At 61.2% G+C, this 23,199-nt stretch carries 19 protein-coding genes and 1 pseudogene; 11 read left to right on the top strand and 9 right to left on the bottom strand.

The features are described 5' to 3' along the window. Window positions 1-93: 93 nt before the first annotated feature. Window positions 94-882 carry a creatininase family protein gene (locus tag GA0061105_RS17260; RefSeq protein WP_092751728.1) on the bottom strand — a complete coding sequence of 263 codons (789 nt, stop codon included), beginning with the start codon at window positions 880-882 and terminating at the stop codon, window positions 94-96. Window positions 883-967: 85 nt separating this feature from the next. Between GA0061105_RS17260 and GA0061105_RS17255 the strand changes: the two genes are divergently transcribed. The 3 genes from GA0061105_RS17255 to GA0061105_RS17245 all read left to right on the top strand — a co-directional run bounded on the left by GA0061105_RS17255 (window position 968) and on the right by GA0061105_RS17245 (window position 3,615). Beyond that, window positions 968-1,480 carry a MarR family winged helix-turn-helix transcriptional regulator gene (locus tag GA0061105_RS17255; protein WP_064694283.1) on the top strand — a complete coding sequence of 171 codons (513 nt, stop codon included), beginning with the start codon at window positions 968-970 and terminating at the stop codon, window positions 1,478-1,480. Window positions 1,481-1,599: 119 nt separating this feature from the next. After that, window positions 1,600-2,622, top strand: a complete 1,023-nt coding sequence (locus GA0061105_RS17250; RefSeq protein ID WP_020922290.1) for a LacI family DNA-binding transcriptional regulator — start codon at window positions 1,600-1,602, stop codon at window positions 2,620-2,622. A 27-nt stretch (window positions 2,623-2,649) separates the two neighbouring features. Further along, a complete protein-coding gene (locus tag GA0061105_RS17245; protein ID WP_092751726.1) occupies window positions 2,650-3,615 on the top strand; it encodes a 2-hydroxyacid dehydrogenase in 966 nt (321 codons plus the stop codon). Window positions 3,616-3,633: 18 nt separating this feature from the next. On the opposite strand, the gene GA0061105_RS17240 is transcribed toward GA0061105_RS17245, so the two are convergent. Further along, complete coding sequence (locus tag GA0061105_RS17240; protein ID WP_092751724.1) at window positions 3,634-4,419, bottom strand: gamma-glutamyl-gamma-aminobutyrate hydrolase family protein; 786 nt, start codon at window positions 4,417-4,419, stop codon at window positions 3,634-3,636. A gap of 289 nt (window positions 4,420-4,708) precedes the next feature. Between GA0061105_RS17240 and GA0061105_RS17235 the strand changes: the two genes are divergently transcribed. Beyond that, complete coding sequence (locus GA0061105_RS17235) at window positions 4,709-5,815, top strand: TRAP transporter substrate-binding protein (protein WP_064694286.1); 1,107 nt, start codon at window positions 4,709-4,711, stop codon at window positions 5,813-5,815. Window positions 5,816-5,887: 72 nt separating this feature from the next. Here GA0061105_RS17235 and GA0061105_RS17230 read toward each other — a convergent pair whose 3' ends face one another. Both GA0061105_RS17230 and GA0061105_RS17225 read right to left on the bottom strand, forming a co-directional pair. Further along, a complete protein-coding gene (locus tag GA0061105_RS17230) occupies window positions 5,888-7,375 on the bottom strand; it encodes a TRAP transporter large permease (protein WP_092751722.1) in 1,488 nt (495 codons plus the stop codon). 19 nt (window positions 7,376-7,394) lie between these two features. Continuing rightward, entirely contained in the window at window positions 7,395-7,934 is a 540-nt protein-coding gene (locus GA0061105_RS17225; protein WP_064694288.1) for a TRAP transporter small permease subunit, read from the bottom strand. Between the two features lie 327 nt (window positions 7,935-8,261). Here GA0061105_RS17225 and GA0061105_RS17220 point away from each other — a divergent pair, with 327 nt between their 5' ends. From GA0061105_RS17220 to GA0061105_RS17195, 6 genes are all read left to right on the top strand, one after another. Further along, a complete protein-coding gene (locus GA0061105_RS17220) occupies window positions 8,262-10,565 on the top strand; it encodes a putative bifunctional diguanylate cyclase/phosphodiesterase (RefSeq protein WP_092751720.1) in 2,304 nt (767 codons plus the stop codon). Window positions 10,566-10,701: 136 nt separating this feature from the next. After that, complete coding sequence (locus GA0061105_RS17215; RefSeq protein ID WP_064694290.1) at window positions 10,702-11,454, top strand: N-acyl amino acid synthase FeeM domain-containing protein; 753 nt, start codon at window positions 10,702-10,704, stop codon at window positions 11,452-11,454. Between the two features lie 223 nt (window positions 11,455-11,677). Then, on the top strand, window positions 11,678-11,902 hold the full coding sequence (locus tag GA0061105_RS17210) for an aa3-type cytochrome c oxidase subunit IV (protein ID WP_064694291.1): 225 nt from the start codon (window positions 11,678-11,680) through the stop codon (window positions 11,900-11,902). Between the two features lie 206 nt (window positions 11,903-12,108). Continuing rightward, on the top strand, window positions 12,109-13,257 hold the full coding sequence (locus tag GA0061105_RS17205; RefSeq protein WP_092751718.1) for a Re/Si-specific NAD(P)(+) transhydrogenase subunit alpha: 1,149 nt from the start codon (window positions 12,109-12,111) through the stop codon (window positions 13,255-13,257). Next, window positions 13,257-13,655 carry a proton-translocating transhydrogenase family protein gene (locus tag GA0061105_RS17200; RefSeq protein WP_092751716.1) on the top strand — a complete coding sequence of 133 codons (399 nt, stop codon included), beginning with the start codon at window positions 13,257-13,259 and terminating at the stop codon, window positions 13,653-13,655. Before GA0061105_RS17205 ends, GA0061105_RS17200 begins: the two co-directional genes overlap by 1 nt. A 7-nt stretch (window positions 13,656-13,662) precedes the next feature. Beyond that, window positions 13,663-15,057 (top strand): NAD(P)(+) transhydrogenase (Re/Si-specific) subunit beta, encoded by a 1,395-nt coding sequence (locus tag GA0061105_RS17195; RefSeq protein WP_064694294.1) that lies wholly within the window; start codon window positions 13,663-13,665, stop codon window positions 15,055-15,057. A gap of 31 nt (window positions 15,058-15,088) precedes the next feature. On the opposite strand, the gene GA0061105_RS17190 is transcribed toward GA0061105_RS17195, so the two are convergent. The 5 genes from GA0061105_RS17190 to GA0061105_RS17170 all read right to left on the bottom strand — a co-directional run bounded on the left by GA0061105_RS17190 (window position 15,089) and on the right by GA0061105_RS17170 (window position 20,731). After that, complete coding sequence (locus tag GA0061105_RS17190) at window positions 15,089-15,571, bottom strand: DUF992 domain-containing protein (RefSeq protein ID WP_064694295.1); 483 nt, start codon at window positions 15,569-15,571, stop codon at window positions 15,089-15,091. Window positions 15,572-15,630: 59 nt separating this feature from the next. Continuing rightward, entirely contained in the window at window positions 15,631-17,283 is a 1,653-nt protein-coding gene (locus GA0061105_RS17185) for a sensor histidine kinase (RefSeq protein WP_092751714.1), read from the bottom strand. Between the two features lie 467 nt (window positions 17,284-17,750). After that, window positions 17,751-18,617, bottom strand: a complete 867-nt coding sequence (locus GA0061105_RS17180) for a tetratricopeptide repeat protein (RefSeq protein ID WP_064694297.1) — start codon at window positions 18,615-18,617, stop codon at window positions 17,751-17,753. A gap of 134 nt (window positions 18,618-18,751) precedes the next feature. Then, window positions 18,752-18,964 carry a 30S ribosomal protein S21 gene (gene rpsU, locus GA0061105_RS17175; protein WP_003585885.1) on the bottom strand — a complete coding sequence of 71 codons (213 nt, stop codon included), beginning with the start codon at window positions 18,962-18,964 and terminating at the stop codon, window positions 18,752-18,754. 156 nt (window positions 18,965-19,120) lie between these two features. Beyond that, window positions 19,121-20,731, bottom strand: a complete 1,611-nt coding sequence (locus GA0061105_RS17170; RefSeq protein ID WP_092751712.1) for an adenylate/guanylate cyclase domain-containing protein — start codon at window positions 20,729-20,731, stop codon at window positions 19,121-19,123. A gap of 297 nt (window positions 20,732-21,028) precedes the next feature. Between GA0061105_RS17170 and GA0061105_RS17165 the strand changes: the two are divergent. Next, window positions 21,029-23,199 (top strand): annotated as a pseudogene (locus GA0061105_RS17165) (CHASE2 domain-containing protein).

Raw genomic sequence — 23,199 nt, 5'->3', positions numbered from 1 at the left:
GAACGGTTGGTCTCATATAATGGTATGGGCACGGCAGTTCAAAGGATTTTATATGTTATAAGATCACGTCGCCGCCCGATGCAGATGATCCCTTCAACGGAGCTCGCTGGCGTCGAATGCATCGACATCCTCCAGAAGTTCCACCAGCCCCTTCACCGCATGCGCAATCAGTGCTTCGCCCTTTTCGGCCGTCGCAGCCGTGGCATTGCCTGCCACGCCCTGCGCATTGAGATCCGACATCTTCCAGCCGAAGGCATGCGGGCCGTAGGCGCGCAGGTGCTTGAAGCGGTTGGCAAATTCCGTCTGCCGCGAAGGAAAATTCCTTGCCTTTGTCATGTCTACCCTGTTGGGGTGAAGCGCCAGCATGACCGACGTCTCGATATCGCCGCCATGAATGCCGATCGCCTTTTCCTCCGGCGCAATCACGCCATCCGGCAGGCCGAAGCGGGTCCAGCTCGTCGCCACCGCCAGCATGGCAAAGCGAACCCGCGCCTCGGTCGCGACGACTGATATGAGCGGTGAATTGCCGCCATGGGCATTCAGTATGACGAGCTTGCGGATGCCCCGTTTCGCCAGCCCTTCGGCGATGCCGAGCCAGCGGTTGACCGCTTCGTCGAAACCGAGCGTCTTCGTTCCTTCAACATCCATATGCTCTATGGAGTAGCCGACCGGTTCGACGGGCAGAAAGTTGACCGGCAGCCCGGCGGGCAGAGCCGTCTTCAATCGTCCGGCGATGCCTTCGGCAATCAGCGTGTCGGTTTCGAAGGGCAAGTGAGGGCCGTGCTGCTCATGGGCGCCAAGCGGCAGTACGGCGATCGGGTGGCGCCCGCCGGGGGCACGGACCGGGCCGCTATCGTCGAAGCGGGGCGAAGGCGTCATCATCCGGTCGTTGCCTCTTGTTTATGACGAGATCCTGGGCAATGTCATAGCGCAGCGGCGTCAGGGCTTAAAGATCAAAGGGATGGCTATGGGAAAGAAGCATAAGGACGGCAAGAAGAGCAAGTCCAAGAAGAAGGACCAGACGGAGTATACGCTTATCGACCTCTCGCCGGCGCTTACCCAGGCGGCTCGTTCCATGCGTACGGTGCTCTCGCGCAACCTCTTCGAAAGCGGCCTCTATGCCGGCCAGGACGGCGTCATTCTCTCGCTCGCCGAGAGCGACGGCATGACGGCGGGCGGTCTTGCTCAAAAGCTCGGAGTGAAAGCGCCGACCATGACGCGGACAATCGGCCGCATGGAGGCGCAGGGCTTTCTCGAGCGCAAACCCGATGCCGAGGATGCGCGCCTCACCAAGGTCTATCTCACTCAGCTCGGCCGCGACAGCGTGCAGGCGATCGAGATGGCGGCCTTGGCCTGCGACAGACTGGCGACGCAGGAATTTTCAGACAAGGAAATCCGCAATCTCGTTCGGCTGCTGAAGGCGATCGACTCCAATCTGCAGGCCGAGGCGCTTGCCATCGAAGAGCCGGACGAGGACTGAAATTTCCCTGAAAAGACGAATTGCCTCCGCCGCTTAAATCTTTTAATTAAACATTTTAAGGGCCGCGCCGGTTTTCCGGTGCGGTCTTGCTGTCTTGCGTGCTGCCTGGAGGAGGACACGTGGTCCAGAAGATCAAGCTTTCGACAATCGCCGAGACGCTCGGCATCTCAACGGCGACCGTGTCGCTCGCCTTGCGCGACAGTCCGCTGGTTGCCGGCAATACGCGGGAGAAGATCAAGGAGCAGGCGCGCGCGCTCGGCTATATTTACAATCGCCGTGCCGCCAGCCTGCGCACCTCGCGCTCCGGTATCATCGGCGTCGTCGTGCACGACATCATGAACCCGTTCTATGGCGAAATCCTGAAGGCGATCGAAAGCGAGCTCGACCGCAGCCGCCACACCTTCATCTTGTCCAATCATTACGACAATGTGGAAAAGCAGCGCACCTTCATCGAGACGCTCCTGCAGCTCGGCGGCGACGGCGTCATCATGTCGCCGGCGATCGGAACGCCGCCGGAAGATCTGCAGCTGGCGGAAGAAAACGGCATGCCGGCGATCCTCGTCGCCCGCTCGATGGACGGTCTGGAGCTGCCGACCTATCGCGGTGACGACAGCTACGGCATCTCGCTCGCCACCAATCACCTGATCGGTCTCGGTCACCGCTCGATCGCCATGATCGGCGGCACGGACCAGACGTCCACCGGCCGCGACCGCTATCAGGGTTATGTCAACGCGCTGCGCAAGGCGGGCATCGAAGTCGACCCGAACCTGCGCATTCCCGGCCCGCGCTCGAAACAGGGCGGTTTCGAAGCCGCGGTGCACTTCCTCTCGCTGCCGCAGAAGCCGACGGCGGCAGTATGCTGGAACGATCTCGTCGCGATCGGCCTGATGAACGGCATTGCCCGCGCCGGCCTGGTGCCGGGCCGAGACATTTCCGTCACGGGCTATGACGATCTTGAGGAAGCCTCGATCGCCACGCCGGCGCTGACGACCGTCTGGAACGGCCAGACCGAAGTCGGTCGCCTGGCTGCGCGCGCGCTTCTCGATCGTCTCGCCGGCAGCCACGAACCCGACGGCATGCATCTCATCAAACCGGAAATGCGCATCCGTCAGTCGACCAGCCCTCATCGGCCACGCGCCTGAACCAGACCCCGTCCAAGAGGAAAAGCCATGTCCCGCATCGCCATTCTCGTTCCTGGGAAGATACACGAGCGTGTTCTTGAAAGGTTGAAGGATCGATTTGAGATTATCGCTGTCGCCCGCGAGCAAAAGCTGGCGCTCGACGGCGGGACCGCCGGCCGCATCCGCGGCGTCGCCGTCTCCGGCGCTTTTCCCGGCGCCTGGATGGACCAATTGCCTGACGTCGAAGTGATCGCCAGTTTCGGCGTCGGTTATGACGGCATGGATGTGAAGCGTGCAGCCGAAAAGGGTATCGTCGTCACCAATACGCCGGATGTTCTGAATGATGAGGTTGCCGATACGGCGATCGGCCTGCTCTTGAACACGATCCGCGACTTGCCGCGGGCCGAGGCCTGGCTGCGTGCGGGCAACTGGAAGCCAGGCACGGCTTTTCCGCTGTCACGTTTCTCCCTCAAGGGCCGTCATATCGGGCTTTACGGCCTTGGCCGTATCGGGCTTGAGATCGCCAAGCGGCTGGAGCCGTTCAAGGTGAAGATCAGTTATCACACCCGTTCGCGCCACTCGGATGCCCCCTACGACTATTACCCGACGTTGAAGGAATTGGCGGAGGCGGTGGACACGCTGATCGCCATCGTTCCGAAGACGCCGCAAACGCACAAGACGATCGATGCCAATGTCCTGGCCGCTCTCGGGCCGAACGGAGTTCTCGTCAATGTCGGCCGCGGCTGGACGGTTGATGAAGAAGCGCTGAGCGCTGCCCTCGCATCAGGCGCGCTCGGTGCGGCTGGCCTCGACGTCTTTTATGAAGAGCCGAGCGTGCCATCCGGCCTGCTGGAGCCGGCCAATGCCGTGCTGCTGCCGCACGTTGCCTCCGCCTCTGTGCCTACGCGCATAGCGATGGCTGATCTGGTCGCCGACAATCTGATTTCTTGGTTCGAGAAGGGGGCGGCGTTGACGCCGGTGCCGGAGACGCCGCAAAAAATCCAGCGCGACTGAGCTCAACTGCCTCCTAGCTCACCTCTGGGCGATCGCCTGCGCCGTGATAAGTGACGGTTTTCCGGCGGCGTGGCTGCGGGCGGCGTCGCCGAAGGCGGCAAACAGCCTGTTCGACGCCTTGTCGGTTTCGGCCCAATATTCCGGGTGCCATTGCACGCCGATGGCGAAGGCCCCGGCATCGATAACGGAAACGGCCTCCACCGTGCCGTCTTCGGCGGTGGCTTCCACCTGCAGGCGCGGCGCGGTTCTGGCGATCGCCTGGCGATGCAGCGAATTCACGCGGATATCGCCCGGGCCGAGAATACCTGCGATGCAGGAACCTTCTCTGATATGGACGGTCTGACGGATGGCGTACATGCCGTCACGGTCGACGCCCTCCGGCCGGCGATGGTCCCAAATGCCGGGCTGCTCATGGATCTCGCTTGCCAGCGAGCCGCCGAGAGCGACGTTCAGTTCCTGAATGCCGCGGCAGATGGCGAGCAGCGGGATGGCGCGATTGATGGCGCGGCGGATGAGCGGCAGGCTGGTGGCATCGCGGGCGGGGTCGAAGGGGCCGTCCCTGTCCATCGCCTCGGCGCCGTAAAGCGAGGGATGCACATTGCTGGCCGAGCCTGATACCAGCAGGCCATCGACGCGGTCGAGGATCGCGTCGGGATCATAGCCTGCCTCGAAGGCGGGGATGACGAAGCCCATGACACCGGCCGCATTCAATGCGGCACTGAGATATTGATGCTGCACGGCATGCCAGGTCGCGCCGTCGAAGCTGCGGATATCGGCAGGAATCGCAACGATCGGTTTCGTCATGTTTGCCCCGGTAAAATCTTCCGTTCGTCGTTTGTGCCGCCAGAACGACCGAGAAGTCAACGCCTGGCATTGTCGGCTGGTCAAATTGCGGCGTAAGTGGCGCCACGGCTCTGCGGCTGGCGCTAAGCTGCTGATTTTGATGGGTGGTGAAACGCCGCTTATTGCTATCTTGATGCCAAAGGCTAATAGACTAAAGCTTGAATCGCGGCCTTCGCCATGCTTAGCTCTGCCCTCGCTGCGGGTAGGGGTGAAGATCGCCGCGCAGTGCAATCCATATGGGAGGTTTTTGATGGATCGTCGTTCGTTTTTCAAGAAGGCGGGGACCGCCGGCGCCGGAGCGGTTGCCGCAACGGCATTGGCAGCGCCTGCGATCGCGCAGGAGAATCCGAAGATCGCGTGGCGCATGACGTCGTCGTTTCCGAAGAGCCTGGACACGATCTATGGCGGTGCCGAGGATATCTCCAAGCATGTCGCCGCCGCCACCGACGGCAATTTCACCATCCAGCCGTTCGCGGCCGGTGAAATCGTGCCCGGCCTGCAGGCCGTCGATGCGGTGGCCGCCGGCACGGTCGAGGCAGCGCATACCACCTCCTATTATTTCGTCGGCAAGGACCCGGCCTACGCGTTCGGAACGGCCATTCCCTTCGGCCTGAACAGCCGCCTGACCAATGCCTGGTTCTACGAGGGCAACGGCAACAAGCTGATGAACGAATTCTACGCCACGCAGGGCATGTATGCCCTGCCGGCCGGCAATACCGGGGCGCAGATGGGCGGCTGGTTCCGCAAGGAAATCAATACGCTTGACGATTTGAAGGGCGTCAAAATGCGTATCGCCGGCCTTGCCGGACGCATCATGGAGAAGGTCGGCGTCATTCCGCAGCAGATCGCCGGCGGCGACATCTATCCGGCGCTTGAAAAGGGCACGATCGATGCGGCTGAATTCGTCGGCCCCTATGACGACCTGAAGCTCGGGTTCCACAAGGTGGCGAAATATTATTATTACCCGGGCTGGTGGGAAGGCGGTCCGACGGTGCATGGGTTCTTCAATCTTGAAAAGTGGAGCAACCTGCCGAAGCATTATCAGGCGGCGCTCACCGACGCCTGCGCCTTCGCCAACACCAACATGCTGGCAAAATACGACATGAAGAACCCGACGGCGCTGAAGCAGCTGGTTGCGGAAGGCGCGACGCTACGTCCGTTCAGCCAGGAGATCATGGAAGCCTGCTTCCAGGCCGCGACCGGCATCTACAGCGAAATCTCCGGCACGAACCAGTATTTCAAGAAGATCTACGAAGACCAGACCGCCTTTAAGCGGGATGCCTATCTCTGGATGCAGCTTTCGGAATACACCTTCGATACGTTCATGATGATCCAGCAGCGGGCCGGGAAGCTTTAGTTTTCCGCCGACGCCTGATCTCAGCTGATGAAAAAACCCCCGGATTTCGGTCCGGGGGTTTTCTTTTTCGCGTTATTTGCCGGGCGCCGGCGCTCCGGGCAGGCCGTTCAGCGGCGGCAGGCTAAGGCCCGGCATCTGCGGCGAGCCATTGCCGCCGCCCACCGGCGGCAGGCCGAGTTGGCCGCCGAAGCCCGGCACTTCGATCTTGATGGAGTTCGGGTCCACTTTCGGGCCGCGGTCCAGCCAGTAGGTGACCGATTGCGGCCAGAAGATCACGATCGCAACAAGGATCAGCTGCATGCCAACCCAGGGGAGGGCGCCCATGTAGATATCCGAGGTCTTGACCTCCCTACCGGCGATAGAGCGCAGATAGAAGAGCGCGAAGCCGAAGGGCGGATGCATGAAACTCGTCTGCATGTTGACGCAGATCAGCACGCCGAACCAGATCAGGTCGATGCCGAGACTGGAGGCGACGGGGGCTAGCATCGGGATGACGATGAAGGCGATCTCGAAGAAATCGAGAAAGAAGGCGAGGACGAAGATGAAGATGTTGACGAAGATCAGAAAACCGACCGGGCCGCCGGGGATGCCCGACAGCATGTGCTCGATCCAGCGCGAACCATCCATGCCCTGGAACACCAGGCTGAAACAGGTCGAGCCGACCAGGATCATCACCACCATCGACGTGATATGGGTTGTCGACGTCATCGCTTCGCGGATCAGCGGCCAGGTGAGACGGCGGTTCATGGCTGCCAGCGCCATGGCGCCGACGACGCCGAGGGCGCCAGCTTCTGTCGGCGTCGCAAGGCCCATGAAGATCGTGCCTAGCACGAGGAAGATCAGCACGATCGAGGGCACCATGCCCATCAGCACCTTGACGAGCAGCGCCCAGTTGAAGTCGCCGCGTACCTCTTTCGGCAGCGGCGGCATCGATTTCGGCCGGATGATTGACATCACCAAGATGAAGAGGACGAAAATTGCCACCTGCAGGATCGAGGGGCCGATGGCGCCGAGATACATGTCGCCGACCGATCTGCCGAGTTGATCGGCGAGAACGACGAGCACGAGCGAGGGTGGGATCACCTGCGTAATCGTGCCGGAAGCGGCAATGACGCCGGTTGCAAGGCGCGGGCTGTAGCCATAACGCAGCATGATCGGCAGCGAGATCACCCCCATGGTGATGACGGAGGCCGCCACCGTGCCGGTGATGGCGCCGAGCACTGCGCCGACAAGGATGACGGCGTAGGCGAGGCCACCGGGGATGCCGCCGAAGAGCTTGCCGGTGCCTTCGAGCAGATCCTCGGCAAGCCCGCATCGCTCCAGCACCGCCCCCATGAAGGTGAAGAAGGGGATGGCGAGCAAGAGGTCGTTGGAGACGATGCCGAAAAAGCGCAGCGGCAGCGCTTGCAGAAAGGCTTCGCTGAAATGACCGGTGATGATGCCAATGATGCCGAAGAACATGCCGACGGCGGCGAGCGAAAAAGCGACCGGAAAGCCGTAGAGCATGAAAATGACCATGCCCAGGAACATGGCCGGCGGAATGATGCCGAAATCAAACAAATCAGTTCTCCCGGGCGCGCTACTGCAGCGGCTTTTCGTATTTGGTGTCGATGCTGATTTGGCCGGTGAGGGCGGCGATCCGCTTGATCAGCTCGGAAACGCCCTGAAGGGAAAGCAGTGCGAAGCCGGCGACGAGGATCAGCTTGACGGGCCAGCGGATCAGCCCGCCGGCATTGCCCGATATTTCCCCCTGCCGATAGGAAAGCGCGAAGAAAGGCCAGCAAAGCCAAGTCAAGAAGACGCAGACGGGGATGAGGAACAGGATCAGGCCGACGATGTCGATCCAGATCTTCGCCTTGTCGGACACTGCGCCATAGATCAGGTCGACACGAACGTGTTCATTGTTGCGCAACGCATGCGAGGCGCCGAGCATGACGACGAAGGCGAAGAGATACCACTGGATCTCAAGCCAGCCGTTCGAACTGTAGTTGAAGGCATAGCGGACGATGGCATTTCCGGCGCTGATCAGACAGCAAAACAGGACCATATATTCGGAAAGTTTGCCCATGATCCGACTGACCGAATCAATCAGCCGGCTTGCCGCCAGAAGTGTCGACATTCGTTTCCCTTATTCTTGTCCTGCCGTTTTTCGGCAGCTTTCCCTCTTTGGAATCGGTGTAGACCACGGCCTCTGAAATTGGAAGGACAAATGCCTTGCTTTAGAGCATAGTCTAAGGTGCAATGGACCGATGATATGATCCGCCTGGATTCCCACAACTATCGCGTGGATAAATTATTCCCTTAATCTCGCCGTTAGGATGCATTATCTAGCAAAGGCTGCGCCGTTCGCCCAATGGTTTTAGAAAATTTGCCCAATTGTTTGATTTGATTGAAATCAATTTTTAAAGGGTTGGCTTTAGAATTCCCGCGCACAGGGAAAGTGTGGATGAAGCCAGATAACCCGAACAGGGTCCCTACTGATGTCTATTTGTCGTTTGTGAGCTCCCTGTCCGGGAACCGCATGACACTTCTTGCCGGCGTGATCGTGCATGTAGCGACGTGCCTTGCCGTCGCCGCCAAGACGCAGTCTTCCGTCTACATTCTCCTCGCTGCCGCATTCCTTCTGGTTTTCGTCGTTCGCATGGCCACCTTCAGGCAGTTTGATCGCGTCGACAAGGTGACGCTGTCGCACGCCGGAATCGAGCGCTGGGAGCGGATTCTGGTCGCCGGCGCGGCCTGCACCACGGCGTTGCTTGGCATCGCCAGCGGCTACGCGATCTTCGTCGTACACGATTCCTTTGCAGAGCTTGCCTGCATTGCCGTCACAATGGCGACCATGGTCTCCGTCGTCGGCCGCAATTACGGTTCGCGCCTGGCGGTCGATCTTCAGACATTCTCCTGTTGCCTGCCGATGATCGTCTGCAGCCTATTGGCGCTGGATTTCTATCGGGGCCTGCTGTCGATCTTCCTCATTCCCTTCTGGCTGACGACACGGGCCATGGCGAACGGCGTGCGCGAGTTTCTTTACGAGAATGTCATCGCCCGCCGGGAAATCACCATTATCGCCGACCGTTTCGATACCGCGCTCAACAATATGCCGCATGGCCTGGTGATGGTCGACGCCGAAAACCGTATTCAGGTCGTCAACCGCAAGGCCTGCGAACTATTGAAGATCGGTGCGCCGGAGCGACTGAAGGACCGTGATCTCGGCGCCGTGCTGCGTTATGGCGCACGTTACAGCTTCATGGACGCCTCGCAGCCGGAGCTCATCCTGCGCCAGCTCACACAGGTTGCCGAAGGGAACCTGTCGCGCACACTCATCCATTTTCCCGAGGGACTGTCGCTCGAATTCTCAGCCAGCCGAAGGGCCGACGGCGGCGCGGTGCTGATCTTCGAAGATGTGTCGAGCCGGGTGAAGGCGGAGCAGAAGATCATGCACATGGTCCGCTTCGATGCGCTGACCGGCCTGCCGAACCGCGAATATTTCGGGCAGCTGGTGCAGGAATATCTCGCCAGGCACCCGCGGAAGTCCGGACCGCTCGGCTTCATGGTCCTCGACATCGACGAGTTCAAACATGTCAACGACATGCGTGGTCACGTCACCGGCGACCATCTGCTTTGCGCCATTGCCGCCCGCATCAAGCAGACCTGCGGCAACGCCATCCTCGGCCGGCTGATGGGTGACCAGTTCATCCTGTTCTTCCCGCATGCGAAGGAGCCGAGCTCACTTGACCTCGAGATCCGTCGTGTGCACGCCGCGATCCAGGGGCATTATGAGGTCGACGAACTGACCTTCCTTGTTTCGCTCAGCGCCGGCTACGCCATCCTCGAAAGTTCCGCCTTCGCGATGGACGAATGGAGCGTCAAGGCCGATCTCGCGCTGTTCGAGAGCAAGTCCCGCTTCAAGGGCGGCATATCCGGCTTCGAGCGCGAGATGGACGGGCGCTATATTGAACAGCAGAAGCTGAAGGCCGACCTGCGTGAAGCGGTCGCGGCGCAGGCGCTGCATCTCGTCTTCCAGCCGATGTTCCGGTCCGACGGCTCACGTATCGAATGCGCCGAGGCGCTGGCTCGCTGGGTTCATCCGACGAAAGGCGCGATCCCGCCCGACGTCTTTATCCGGCTTGCCGAGGATATGGGCATCATCTCCGACATCACCCGTTTCGTGCTGTTCAAGGCCTGCAGCGAATGCGTGAGCTGGCCCGAGCACATCGCCGTCTCGGTCAATCTCTCGGCGCGGGATCTGCGCGATGCCGACATCCTATCGGTGGTCGCCGACGCGCTTGCCCATTCAGGGCTGGATGCGGCGCGGCTGCATCTCGAAGTCACCGAAAGCTGCCTGATCGACGAGCCACAGGCCGTGCGCGCCATTCTGGCGGAGCTCAGAGCCCGCGGCATCACCATCGCCATCGACGATTTCGGCACCGGCTTCTCCAGTCTCAGTTACCTCGACACGCTGCCGCTCGATATCGTCAAGATCGACCGCTCCTTCGTGCGCAATATCGTCGAGGATACCCGTCGCCTCAAACTGTTGCGCGGTACCGTCCACCTTGCGCGCGAGCTCGGCCTCAAGATCGTCATCGAGGGGGTCGAAACCGAAGAGCAGCTGGCGCTGCTCAACAAACACCGCAGCACGGACCTCGTGCAGGGCTATGTTTTTTCGCCGCCGGTGCCTTCCCAGAATATTGCGCTGTTGCAGCATGGCATCGGCCGCCGCCCCGTCCAGCGTCGCCGCAACAAGGTCGCCTGAGCGTTCCGCAACTGCCACCTTTGCCCGCGGGTACGCCGTTAACCTTAATAATCTATAAACGGCCCGAATTATCGGATTTCCTTGCCTAAATTTGGCTGGTGTATGATTAATGATCCGTTAACGAGCGGATCAAGAAATGTCGGATACACTGTTCAAGCGAAGTGATTTCAGCGCGAAAATTTTGGAAATTTTGGATCATGTCGAATATCGTCGCGTCGAAAGCAGCGAAGACATGGAGCAGGTGGAGCGCCTGCGCTACAAGGCTTACAAGGCCCATGACGTCCTGGCACTCGCCCCGAAAGGCCTGCTTGATGACAGCGATTTCGACAGCCACGCCTATATTTTCGGGTTGTATTATTATGGTGAGCTGATCAGTACGATCCGGGTTCATTATGTGACACCCGAGCATCGCCTCAGCCAGTCCGGCGGCGCTTTTCCCGAGGCTATGGACGAGCTCCTGGACGCGGGTCTGACCCTGATCGATCCGGCGCGTTTCGCTGCCGATCCGGAACTCACCGCCGACCTCCCATGGGTGCCCTATCTGACGCTGAGACCCACCATTGTTGCGGCCGCCTATTTCCGTGCTGATCGCGTCCTTCAGTTCGTCCGGCCGCCGCATGCCGCTTTCTACAAACGGGTCTTTTATGCCGATACGGTGGTTCCTGGCCGGCTGGCGAAGAACTACGGCATCGACATGACGCTGATGGCGACGAATGTGATCGAGGTCGGGCGCAAGCTGTTGACGCGCTATCCCTTCTTCATCTCCAGCGCCAGCGAGCAGCGCATGATGTTTTCGCGCAATCCGAACGACACTCTGCCACCGCTCACCATCATCCCGACGGCGCGTTTCGTGCCGCAAGGAGAACTCGGCACCGACCTGCCGCTGTGATTTCCCCTGCTCTCCGGATGGGAGATGATATGGGTCTATGACAAGATCCGCAGCCGGCATCCTCAGGCCTTTTCCTCGCCGGAGAAGGTGGTTCGCACCGCGGCTGCGGCATTCTCATGCATTGCGCTTTTGCGTGTCATTGTGTAATTCCTGCAAACAGGGACTTCCCTCGGCCAAAAGAGGGAATCAGGCAGCGCTAAAGCATTTCAGGGAGACGATATTTATGGCCGAACATCATACCGGACCGGTCGAGACCGGCGCGCCGATGGATTACAAGGAACATGAGCAGACCTACAACATGTTCATTGCCGGCACGAAATACGGCACGATGCTTCTCATCGTTCTCCTCTTGGCGATGACGGCCGGTTTCTTCGGCGGCGCCGGTCTGCTTGGCGGTCTCTTCGTCTTCATCATTCTTCTCGCCGCCGGCATCTTCCTGGTCCGCTGATCGCGGCTGGCGCATCGGCCGGAAAATCGGAATCGGTTTTCGGAAAGCGCGATGCGTCGATCCAGGAGTTGGAGCGTCGTTGTGCGTCCGAGGGGACGCGAGGGGCTCTAAGGGGAGGGGAGGCTTCTCCGAAGCTTTGTGAATTAGGTGCTTGGCCTGCGCAGGCGAAGCCTGCGGCGGTCTGGCTGACCCGGAGGAGGGGGCAGTTGGGCAATATTGTATTCGTTGCAAAAGAATTTGCGGACGGGGAGACGCGTGTCGCGGCCTCTGCGGAGACCGTGAAAAAGATGAAGAGTTTCGGCTTCGATGTCGTGGTCGAAGCCGGTGCCGGTGCGGCTTCGCGTATTTTGGATGGCGAGTTCGAGGCCGCCGGCGCCAGAATCGGCAGTTTTGCCGATGCCGCTGCTGCAGACGTGGTGCTGAAGGTGCGCCGCCCGGGCCCATCGGAAATTGCGGGGTACAAGAGCGGCGCCGCCGTCATCGCGGTCATGGACCCTTACGGCAATGACGAAGCGATCGCCGCTTTCGCAAGCGCCGGGCTGTCGGCCTTCGCGATGGAACTGATGCCGCGCATCACCCGTGCCCAGTCGATGGACGTGCTTTCCTCCCAGGCCAATCTCGCCGGCTACCAGGCGGTCGTCGAGGCGGCGGCGGTCTATGACCGAGCCATGCCGATGATGATGACGGCGGCAGGCACGGTGCCGGCCGCCAAGGTCTTCGTCATGGGCGCCGGTGTCGCCGGCCTCCAGGCAATCGCCACCGCCCGGCGCCTCGGTGCTGCGGTCTCGGCCACCGATGTCCGCCCGGCCGCCAAGGAGCAGGTCGCTTCGCTCGGCGCCAAGTTCATCGCCGTCGAGGACGACGAGTTCAAGGCGGCGGAAACGGCCGGCGGTTATGCCAAGGAAATGTCGGCCGACTATCAGGCCAAGCAGGCAGCCCTTGTCGCCGAACACATTGCCAAGCAGGATATAGTCATCACCACCGCTCTCATTCCCGGCCGGCCGGCGCCGCGGCTGGTGTCGCGCGCCATGCTTGCCTCGATGAAGCCGGGTGCGGTCGCCGTCGATCTTGCAGTCGAGCGCGGCGGCAACATCGAGGGCGTCGTTGCCGGCGAGGTCGCCGATGTCGAAGGTGTCAGGGTGATCGGCTTTGCCAACATGCCGGGCCGGGTCGCGGCCAGCGCCTCGGCGCTCTATGCCAAGAACCTCGTCACCTTCCTCGAGACCATGGTCGACAAGGAAACCAAGTCGGTCGTCGTCAATCTCGACGACGAGCTCGTCAAGGCGACGATGCTGACCTATGCCGGCGGCGTCGTTCATCCCGCCTTCGGCGGCGCGAAGAAGGGAGATCTCTGATGGCCAGTGAAGCAATGGACAGGGCCCTGCAGCAGCTGAACGACGCGGTAGCGGCCGTCACCGCCGCAGCCGCGCATGCCCCGGAGGCGGCAAGCGCTGCGACCGGCGGGGCGATCGATCCCTTCGTCTTCCAGCTGGCGATCTTCGTCTTGTCGATCTTCGTCGGTTATTACGTCGTCTGGTCGGTGACGCCGGCGCTGCATACGCCGCTGATGGCGGTGACCAATGCGATCTCCTCCGTCATCGTCGTCGGCGCGCTGCTGGCGGTCGGCATTTCCACCAGCGGGCTTGCGACCGGCTTCGGTTTCGTCGCCCTCGTGCTCGTCTCGGTCAACATTTTCGGCGGCTTCCTGGTCACGCAGCGCATGCTGGCGATGTACCGCAAGAAGGACCGGTGAGGAAACGATGACCAATATCGCAGCTTTCCTCTACCTCGTCTCCGGCGTGCTCTTCATCCTGGCGCTGCGCGGCCTGTCGCATCCGGCCACTAGCCGCAAGGGCAATCTCTACGGCATGGTCGGCATGGGGATCGCCATCCTGACGACGCTGGTGCTGGCGACGCCCAACTTCGGCGGTTTCGTGCTGATCGTCCTCGGCCTTGCCATCGGCGGCAGCGTCGGCGCCTATGTCGCCCGCACCATCCCAATGACCTCGATGCCGCAGCTCGTCGCCGGCTTCCATTCGCTGGTCGGCCTTGCCGCGGTGCTGGTCGCCGCCTCGGCGCTCTACACGCCCGCCTCCTTTGGCATCGGCGAGATCGGCCATATCCACACCGAGGCGCGCATCGAAATGGCGCTCGGCGTGGCGATCGGGGCACTGACCTTCACCGGCTCGATCATCGCCTTCCTGAAGCTCGACGGGCGCATGTCCGGCAAACCGATCCTGCTGCCTTACCGGCATCTGATCAACGCCGCGCTGCTGGCGCTGATCGTGCTCTTCATCGTCGGCCTTGCCTTGACCGAAAGCCATTTCGACTTCTGGGCCGTCGTGGCGCTGTCGCTGGCGCTCGGCGTGCTGCTGATCGTGCCGATAGGCGGCGCCGACATGCCGGTCGTCGTCTCGATGCTGAACTCCTATTCCGGCTGGGCTGCAGCCGGCATCGGCTTCACGCTCGGCAATCTGGCGCTGATCATCACCGGCGCGCTCGTTGGCTCTTCCGGCGCCATCCTCTCCTACATCATGTGCAAGGGCATGAACCGCTCCTTCATCTCGGTCATTCTCGGTGGTTTCGGCGGCGAGACGGCATCGGGTGGAGCCGACACGTCGGACAAGACCGTCAAGCTCGGCTCGGCCGAGGATGCTGCCTATTTGATGGCGAACGCCTCGAAGGTGATCATCGTGCCGGGATACGGAATGGCGGTCGCCCAGGCCCAGCACGCGCTGCGCGAACTTGCGGACAATTTGAAGAAGAACGGCGTCGAGGTGAAATACGCGATCCATCCGGTCGCCGGCCGTATGCCGGGCCATATGAACGTGCTGCTTGCCGAAGCCAATGTTCCCTATGACGAAGTCTTCGAGCTCGACGACATCAATTCGGAATTCGCCCAGGCCGACGTCGCCTATGTCATCGGCGCCAACGACGTCACCAATCCGGCGGCACGCGACGACAAGACCTCGCCGATCTACGGCATGCCGATCCTCGACGTCGACCGGGCCAAGACCTGCCTGTTCGTCAAGCGCTCGCTCGGTTCGGGTTATGCCGGCATCGACAACACCCTGTTCTACAAGGACGGCACGATGATGCTGCTCGGCGATGCCAAGAAAATGACCGAGGATATCAATAAGGCGATCGCGCATTGAGCCGATGAGCCGCTCTTTTGGGCGGCTTTTCTCATATCTCACCCGGTACAAGCGTCATCTTCTCGACGCCGATCGCCAAGTTGAGCCCTTCCTGCGCCTGGACATTCAGCGGCTGCAGCATGAAGGCCTTATTGGTGCCGCCGGCAATCACCTTTGCGCCGGCACCGGCACCGAGACTCGCATCGGCGCCGATGCCATAATATTCGCCGGCAAGGGCGAATTCAGGCATGTCCGTGCCTGTCTTTGCCAGCACCTGCCAGATCATCACGCTCTTGCCGGTCTGGCCGAGGTCGATGCCGAATTTCTCTATTTTGCCGGCATAGACCGCCTTGGCGCCGCCGGATGCCGGTGTATAGGTGCAGATGAGATTCTTCTGCGAGGTGACGATTAGACCCTGGCCGCCATCCGAACCGCAGACCAGACGGCCAAGCGTCACATAACTTTCCGCGCTCGCCGGGCTTGCCATGGCAGCAGCCGCCAGAGCAGCGGCGGCGATCATCGTTTGCTTGAACATGATCCTTCTCCTTGAAAACGACCTGTTCGAAACGGGTTGAGGTGGCGATTGTTCCTGAGCTATTCTCGCTCCAGCGTGGCGCGCTGGGCCGTCAGCACCCATATCAGACCTTCCGGTTTGAAATCGACCTCGACCGTACCGCGGAAAGCGGAGGCGGCGTGCGCCTTTATGACTGTTGTGCCGAAGCCCGAACGCGACGGCTCTGTGACCGGTGGACCGCCGCGCTCCTCCCAGGTGAAGCGGAGCAAGGCATCCGGCTTGTCTTCCTCCCGGACATCGTGCCAGTTGAAGCGGACGCGGCCCTGCGGGACGGAGAGCGCACCATATTTCACCGAATTGGTGGCGAGCTCATGCAGGGCGAGGCCGAGATTCTGCACCGCATCCGGCTTCAGGACGAAATCTTGGCCGGTGATTTCGATCTGCTCGCGCGATTGCGGGAAGGCCTGCAGATGAATGTCGACGACGCGCCGCAGCGACACGCCTCCCCATTGCTCGCTGGTCAGCAGCTCGATCGAACGCACGAGCCCCTCAAGGCGGTCGGCGACGGCGGCCTGAAAGGTTTCGACGCTGTCAGCCTGCTTGGCGAGCTGGCGCATCATGGCCTGCGCAAGTGTGAGAAGGTTCTTGGTGCGGTGGACGAGTTCGTGCATGACGAAGCGCAGCCGGTCCTCGGTCTGGCTGCGATCGAAAGAGGCGTTCGAAAGAGCGATCGCCACCTGGTTTGCCTCGATGACGCTCGTTTCCACCGGCGAGACGATATGGCCCTCGCCCATCCGGTTCGCCATGTCGGCGATCTCGCGGATGGTGGTGCGGACCTGCCTTGCGACCGCATAGGCGGCCAATACGGCGACGAGCACGAGTGCGACGCCTCCGATGATGAGGAAACGCCAGGTGCTGAGAATCGAAGCCTGCGCCACCGGCCCCCAGATCACCGTCTTCCACGACCAGCCCGTAATCTGCGCATAACCTAGAAGCATGTGCGGCAGGATCGTCTTATCCTCGAAGACGCCCCGGGAAAGCCTAAGCGCCGGCAGGATGCGCGGATCGAAGGGCGTGCCGGGCTCGAGGGCGGCGGGACCGGCGGCAACGACAACGTGACCGCTTTGATCGACAACGGCGGCCGACCAGCCGGGAGCAAGGCCCTGGGTCGTGACGAGCCTGCCGAGATCCTTGGCATCCTGAGTAATGATGAGGGCGGCGACCGGGTCGTTCTCTCTTGGCAGAGTGACGTTATAGACCCATTCGTCGCTGGTTCTGCCGCGAAAAACATCGGACGCCTCGATGCGGCCGGATGTTATGGCGGCATCGAGCGCGGCGATATTTGCCATTTTTCCGAGCGGCGTGCCGAAAGGCCGGCGTGTGTTCAGCAACTGTTGACCGGTGCGGTCGACGGCGAGGACGTAGAGCGTATTGTTCCGCAGAGCCGTTTCCGTGCGCTCGTGGAAGGAGGCGAAATCGCCGTTTTCAAGCTCCGGGGAGGTCGACAGCAGTCGCAACGTCGTCGCCATGTCCTGAAGCTGGCGATCGATGATGCGCGAAAGGGCAAGCGCGTCCTGTGCCGTCTCGCGCTTCAGCGTCGAGCGCTGGTTGTCCTCCAGCTGCAGCAGAAGCAGCGCCACGAAGGCGAAGATCGGCAGCGCGATCGCCACCGCCATGGCAACGAGATAGGTGCCGATCGAAGCTTTGGGAAAGAACAGTGCGATGATCTTCATCTAGTGCGCCACACCGCCTGCGCCAATGCATTGCCGAAATTGAAAAGAAGAAGTCCGCCTGCAACTCCAAGTGTTGCCGCATCCTTTGCGCGTCTCGAAAGAGACGCGGCGCTGTCTTGCGCGCTGCCCGCAACAGTTCTCGTCTGCGGTCAGGAAAGCAAAGATCCGCATCTCTCGCAAACCGCCCTCAACATGTTTTCGCACACCCCGATAGCGGGCTATCGAAGCAGTCACATGTTAGGGGGAGCAAAAGCAGGTTGCAACATCGTATGACGTGCCATCGAAGACGACGGAGGTTTTTCCGCCTCCCTTTTCAAAGCGATGCGGCCGCCTTCATGACGGTTCGCTTCCGCCGCCCGTCGCTGCATACGCATCGGACCGGTCATCGATAAACGGGCTCTGCCGAAGGGTTGTTGAACACCAAAGTATTGGGACATCCGGTGATCCGGCCGCCCCAATTCACATCCTTAGCCGGCTGGCGCGCCGACTCGTGCCAGGCCATCGCGGGCCGGCTGGTATTTCGGATCAAGTCCGACCGCATGGCGATAGGAGCGGGCGGCCTTGGCCTTGTCGCCGCGGCGTTCGTAAACGAGCGCCTGGTTGGCCCAGGATTCGGCGATGTTGCCGTTGAGCTCGATCGCATGGTTGAAATCGGCAAAGGCGTTGTCGTCATCATTCAGTGCGAAGTAGGAGACGCCGCGGCCGTTATAGGGTTCGGGCGAATTCGGCGCGAGCGAGATGGCCTTCGAGAAATCATCGATCGCCTTATCCTGCTGATTCCGCTTCTGGTAGATCAGCCCACGATTGTGATAGGCACGGCCATCCGTCGTGCCGAGCTGGATCGCCTTGCTGAAGTCGTTGAAAGCCGCATCGTCCTGGCCGGCCATGCGATAGACATTGCCGCGGCCGATATAGGCGACGTCATAGCTCGGATTGATCTGCAAGGCGGCATTGTAGTCGGCAATCGCCTGCTGCTGCTGTCCCATGTTGCGATAGACGAGCGCGCGGTTGGCATAGGCCTGGAAGAAGCGCGGGTTGATCTGCAATGCCGTGTTGAAATCGTTCAGCGCCTGGCGGAACTGGCCGCCGCGTCCATAGGCGGAACCGCGGACGTTATATCCCTCCGGATCCCTCGGATTGGCGTTGATAACAGCCGTCAGCGACGCGATGTTCTCTTCCGAGCCCTGCGCCTTGTCGATGCGGATCACGGCATCCGTGGTGTTGGTCGTCTCGCAGCCGGCGAGGCCGAACATGGCGGCCAGTGCCAAAGCCGGCAGGAACGCCGTTTTCTGCAAGCGGCAGGTGCGGGACGGATTGAAGGTGGTATCAGCCATTCGGGCTCGCTTTCCCCATGCGGCATATCCGATATCGGGATATGCGATCTTCAGCGGCAAACTAAAAAGGCGGCGGCGAACCAATCGCCCCCGCCACAATGCATCTGAAAACGTCGAAAAAACGACGGCAACGCTTAGCGTGCGACCAGACCTTCGCGCTGGGCGCGCTTGCGGGCCAGCTTGCGAACGCGGCGAACAGCCTCGGCCTTTTCGCGAGCACGCTTCTGCGACGGCTTCTCGTAGTAGTCGCGCATCTTCATTTCGCGGAAAATGCCTTCGCGCTGCATCTTCTTCTTGAGAGCGCGGAGAGCCTGATCGACATTGTTATCGCGGACAAGTACCTGCACGAGAATCACGTTCCTTTGGTTTGGTTGATGCCTGAGGCGGCGCAGCGCCAGGGGCAAAAATATAACGTTCGCGCGGCCGCAGCCTTGCGATTGGTGATGCGGGATAGCAGATCGAGTAGGGGAAGTCCAGATGGATATCGGAGGCAGGCGGAAAAATCAGATCTGCCCGGCATCCTCTCTTGAGAGAGCCGCTTCCGGCAGGGCTTCATCCAGCGCGGCGATAGCCTCCTTCAGCGCCGTCCGGATCCGGAGTCGATCGGCAGGCTCCAGTCGGCTCATATCCAGATGCAGGTCGAGACCAGAGAGATGTTCGCTCAGAACCCGGCTCTTGTGGTTCGCGCCGAGCGTCAACCCATCGACCGCATAGGGCACGATCTCGCGCTGTATGCCCTTCATCGTGATCGGCGGCAGGGGGTGGGCGTCGACGATTTCGTTCACCAGCGCATAGGTTTCGTAGCTGATGACGATCTCTCCACCCTCGGCGATCGATTGTAGCCGGGCCGCCAGATTGGCTTCCGCGCCGATGATCGTATAGTCCATGCGGTCATTACTGCCGAAATTGCCGACGTTGCAGTAGCCGCTGTTGATTCCCATGCGCACGACGAAAGGCTCTTCGGTGCCGTTTCTGCGCCATCTGTCCTTGAGTTCGCCGAGGCGGCGCTGCATGTCGACGGCCATCCGCAGGCAGGCTTTCGCGTCTTCTTCCGGACCCCTGGTTTCCGGGTCGCCGAAGAAGACCAGCATGGCGTCGCCGATGAACTTGTCCACCGTGCCGCCATGGGCGAGCGCAATGTTCGACATCTCGGTCAGATATTCGTTGAGCATCTCCGTCAACGCTTCCGGCTGCAGTCGCTCGGTGGTCGCCGTGAAATCCTTGATGTCGGAGAAGAAAATCGTCAGGCGCTTGCGCTCGGTATGGACCACGACATCTTTCTGTCCGCTGAAGATGCTCTTGTAAATCTGCGGCGAGAGATAGCGCGAAATCTTCAGGGAAACGCTGGCCAGGAATTCGTTTGCCGTTTCCAGGTCGCGGTTGGCGCTATGGATTGCGCGCGCCTGCTGGCGCTGCAGCAGAATAAAGCTGAGGCCGATGATGGCGACAAAAAGAAAGTAGCAGAGCAGATATTTGAAGGCGAAGACATTGCTTGCATAGGGTTGCTTGATGACCACTTCCTGGATGCCACGCACATCGCCGACCTTCCAGTCGGTCTTCGGGCTTTCGGGATGGCTGTTGTGGCAGGCGACACAGGCCTGGCCCATGACGACGGGCGTGATGAACCGCAGGGTATCCGTCAATCCGACGCGGGCGAGGTCGTTCAACGTCTGCTGCGGATTGGCCCGCAAAGCAGCAAGCGCTCGTCGCTCGAAATCGTCAAGTTCGTGGGAAGCCCGGCTCTTGAACGGTAGGTCGGAGACGAAGCGGTAGGTGATATTGGCCTGCTGCTCCTTGACGACGTCGCCAAGTTCCAGCGAAAGTGTCGCCGGCAGCGGGATGGCGCCTGGTATGTTGGCGTAGTTGTGGGAGACGACCGTGCCTGCTGTCGCGCCGCTGGCGTGTGCGGCCAGAACCCGTCCCACGACATTGGCGGAATAATAGGAGCGGATGCTCGATATCAGCGAGCTCATATCACGCGCCTGACGTCTGAGCGTATTTCCGGAGAGATCGCTGATGTCGAGCCAGACCGCAAGCGGCAGCCCTGCAAGCATCGCCAGCACGACGACGATCAGCCAATAGCCGCTGCGGCGCACGGCGGTTTCGGAAATCACGGGAGCCCTCGTCTCTAACTTAAAAGCATTCGCGCTTCGCGCCTTTACAAGAACATTTCGCCGCGCGCCCGGCAAGGGCGAAGCCTTTGCCGTCCAAGCAAAAGCGTTGCCGATCCGACGGCGTCGCCGAATTTAAAGACGCTTCTGCGCCACCGACGGAAAGCGGAAGGCGGGACCGCGAAAAGAAGCGCCCGGAGCGCAGGTGCGAATGGCGTTCGGGTTGAAAGCGGCGTAGCCTGTCAGCCGGCAGGTGCGGGGCCGCTCGATCGGCCGTGGGAGGGGACACCGGTTGAGATGATGACGCGCGCGCAGCAAATCGGTGTCGTTATCGGCCTGTTGATCGTGGCCGCGCTGACGATGCTGCGGGCAGCCGATCCCGCCATTTTCAAGCTGATCCGCGGCGTGACTTTTGACGAATATCAGCGTCTGCTTCCGAGGACCTTCGAGCCAATGCCGGTTCATGTAATCGACATCGACGAGGCGTCGCTGCGCGAATTCGGTCAGTGGCCGTGGCCACGGGACCGGTTGGCCCTGCTGGTGGACCGGCTATCTCAACTGGGTGCTGCGGCCATTGCCTTCGACATTCTCTTTTCCGAGCCGGACCGGCTGTCTCCGCGCAATGTCGTGCGCGAGGTCGTCGGGGTCGATCCGTCCCTGGCCGAGAAACTTCCCGACAATGACGAGATATTTGCCGGCTCGATTTCCGGCAAACCCGTCGTGCTCGGCTTCGGACTTTCCAACGAGGGCAGTTATCGGCCGCCTGTCAAGGCGGGCTTTGCTTTCACCGGTGAAAGCCCCGTCTCGGCGGCGCCTCATCTTGCCGCATCGACGCCGCTCAGACCGCAATTGGCAGCCAACGCGGCAGGGCTCGGCCACATCAGTCTCAATCCCGGCAATCCTTCGCCGGTGGTGCGGGCAGTGCCGTTGTTCCTGACTGACGGCGTGCAGCTCTATCCCAATCTTGCTGTCGAAGCGCTGCGCGTCGCACAGGGCGTATCGACCTATGTATTGGCCGGCGCTCCGGATCGCGCCGGCGTGATGACATCGGCAAAGATCGGCGATTTCGTCGTGCCGCTGACGGCGGAGGGTGAATTCTGGCTCTATGTCAGCCCCGACCGGGCTGAGCGCTATATATCCGTCCGTCAGGTGCTCGCCGCCGAAGGCGCCTCTCCCGAGCTCTCCGCCGCCATTAACGGCAGCATCGTCTTCGTCGGCACCTCAGCGGCGGGCCTGCAGGACATCCGCGTCACGGCGCTCGGCGAGAATGTTCCCGGCGTTTCGATGCATGCGCAGGCCGTCGAGCAGATTCTCTCCGGCCGTTTCCTGTCGCGGCCCGATTGGGCGGACGGGCTGGAAATCCTGACGATCGCGGTGCTCGGTTGCCTGCTCGTCGTGGTCACTACCTTCGTCAGTCCCGCCGTCGCACTGGTCTGCGGCCTGCTCATAACCGCGATGGCGCTCGTGGCCTCCTGGCTCTCCTTTCTCTATGCGGGGCTTCTTCTGGATCCGCTGGCACCAATCGTCAGCGGATCGGTCACCCATTTCGCCGCAACCTCGTTCCGCATCCTGGTGATCGACCGGGAAAGGCGGGAGGTGCGGCGGGCTTTCGGACATTATCTTTCTCCGTCGCTGCTCCATCGCATCGAGCATAACCGCGACGCATTGCGTCTCGGTGGGGACGACCGCGAGTTGACGGTGATGTTCGTTGACGTCAGGAACTTCACCGAGATGAGCGAGCGGTTGGCGCCGGCCGATGTCGTTGCATTCCTGAACACACTGCTCGACGCGCTGAGCCGGCATGTCGTGGCGAATGAAGGCACGCTCGACAAATTTATCGGCGATTCGATCATGGCGTTCTGGAATGCGCCGGTTGATGTTGCGGATCACGAGACCAGGGCGGTTCGCACTGCGCTCGCCATGCGAGAGACACTCGCAGAACTGAATGCCGGCGACGCCTTCGGCTTCGGGCCCGATCAGGAGGTCGGCATCGGTATCGGCATCCATACCGGCCTTGCCTGCGTCGGCAATATGGGCGCCAAGACCCGCTTCAATTATTCGGCCGTCGGAGATGCCGTCAACGTCGCGGCCCGCATCGAGTCGTCCTGCAAGGAGGTCGGTTTCGATATCCTCATCTCCGACAGCACGGCACGTTCAGTGCGGGGGATGGCGTTGATCGAGGCCGGCGCCCTTCCACTCAAGGGAAAGAGCAGCCGCACCAAGATCCTTGCCGTCGTCGGCGATGAGCGCGTCGCGGCATCCCGTGAATTTGCTGCGCTCGAGGTCGTTCACCGGCAGTTGATGCAGGCCCTGCAATCGCACTCGCGAAACAGCCGGAAACTCATCGGTACGGCAAAGCTCAGGGCGGTGCAGGTGATCGGCGGCCTGGCGGAATTTTACCAGCGCATATCCGGCAGGACCGATCATTTCCGCGAGGCGCCGGAAGGGTCGAAAAGAGCGCCGCCGACTGA

It is taken from the genome of Rhizobium aethiopicum (genome assembly GCF_900094625.1).
GTDB classification, from domain to species: Bacteria; Pseudomonadota; Alphaproteobacteria; order Rhizobiales; family Rhizobiaceae; genus Rhizobium; species Rhizobium aethiopicum.
This window is presented reverse-complemented; position numbering and strand designations above follow the sequence as displayed.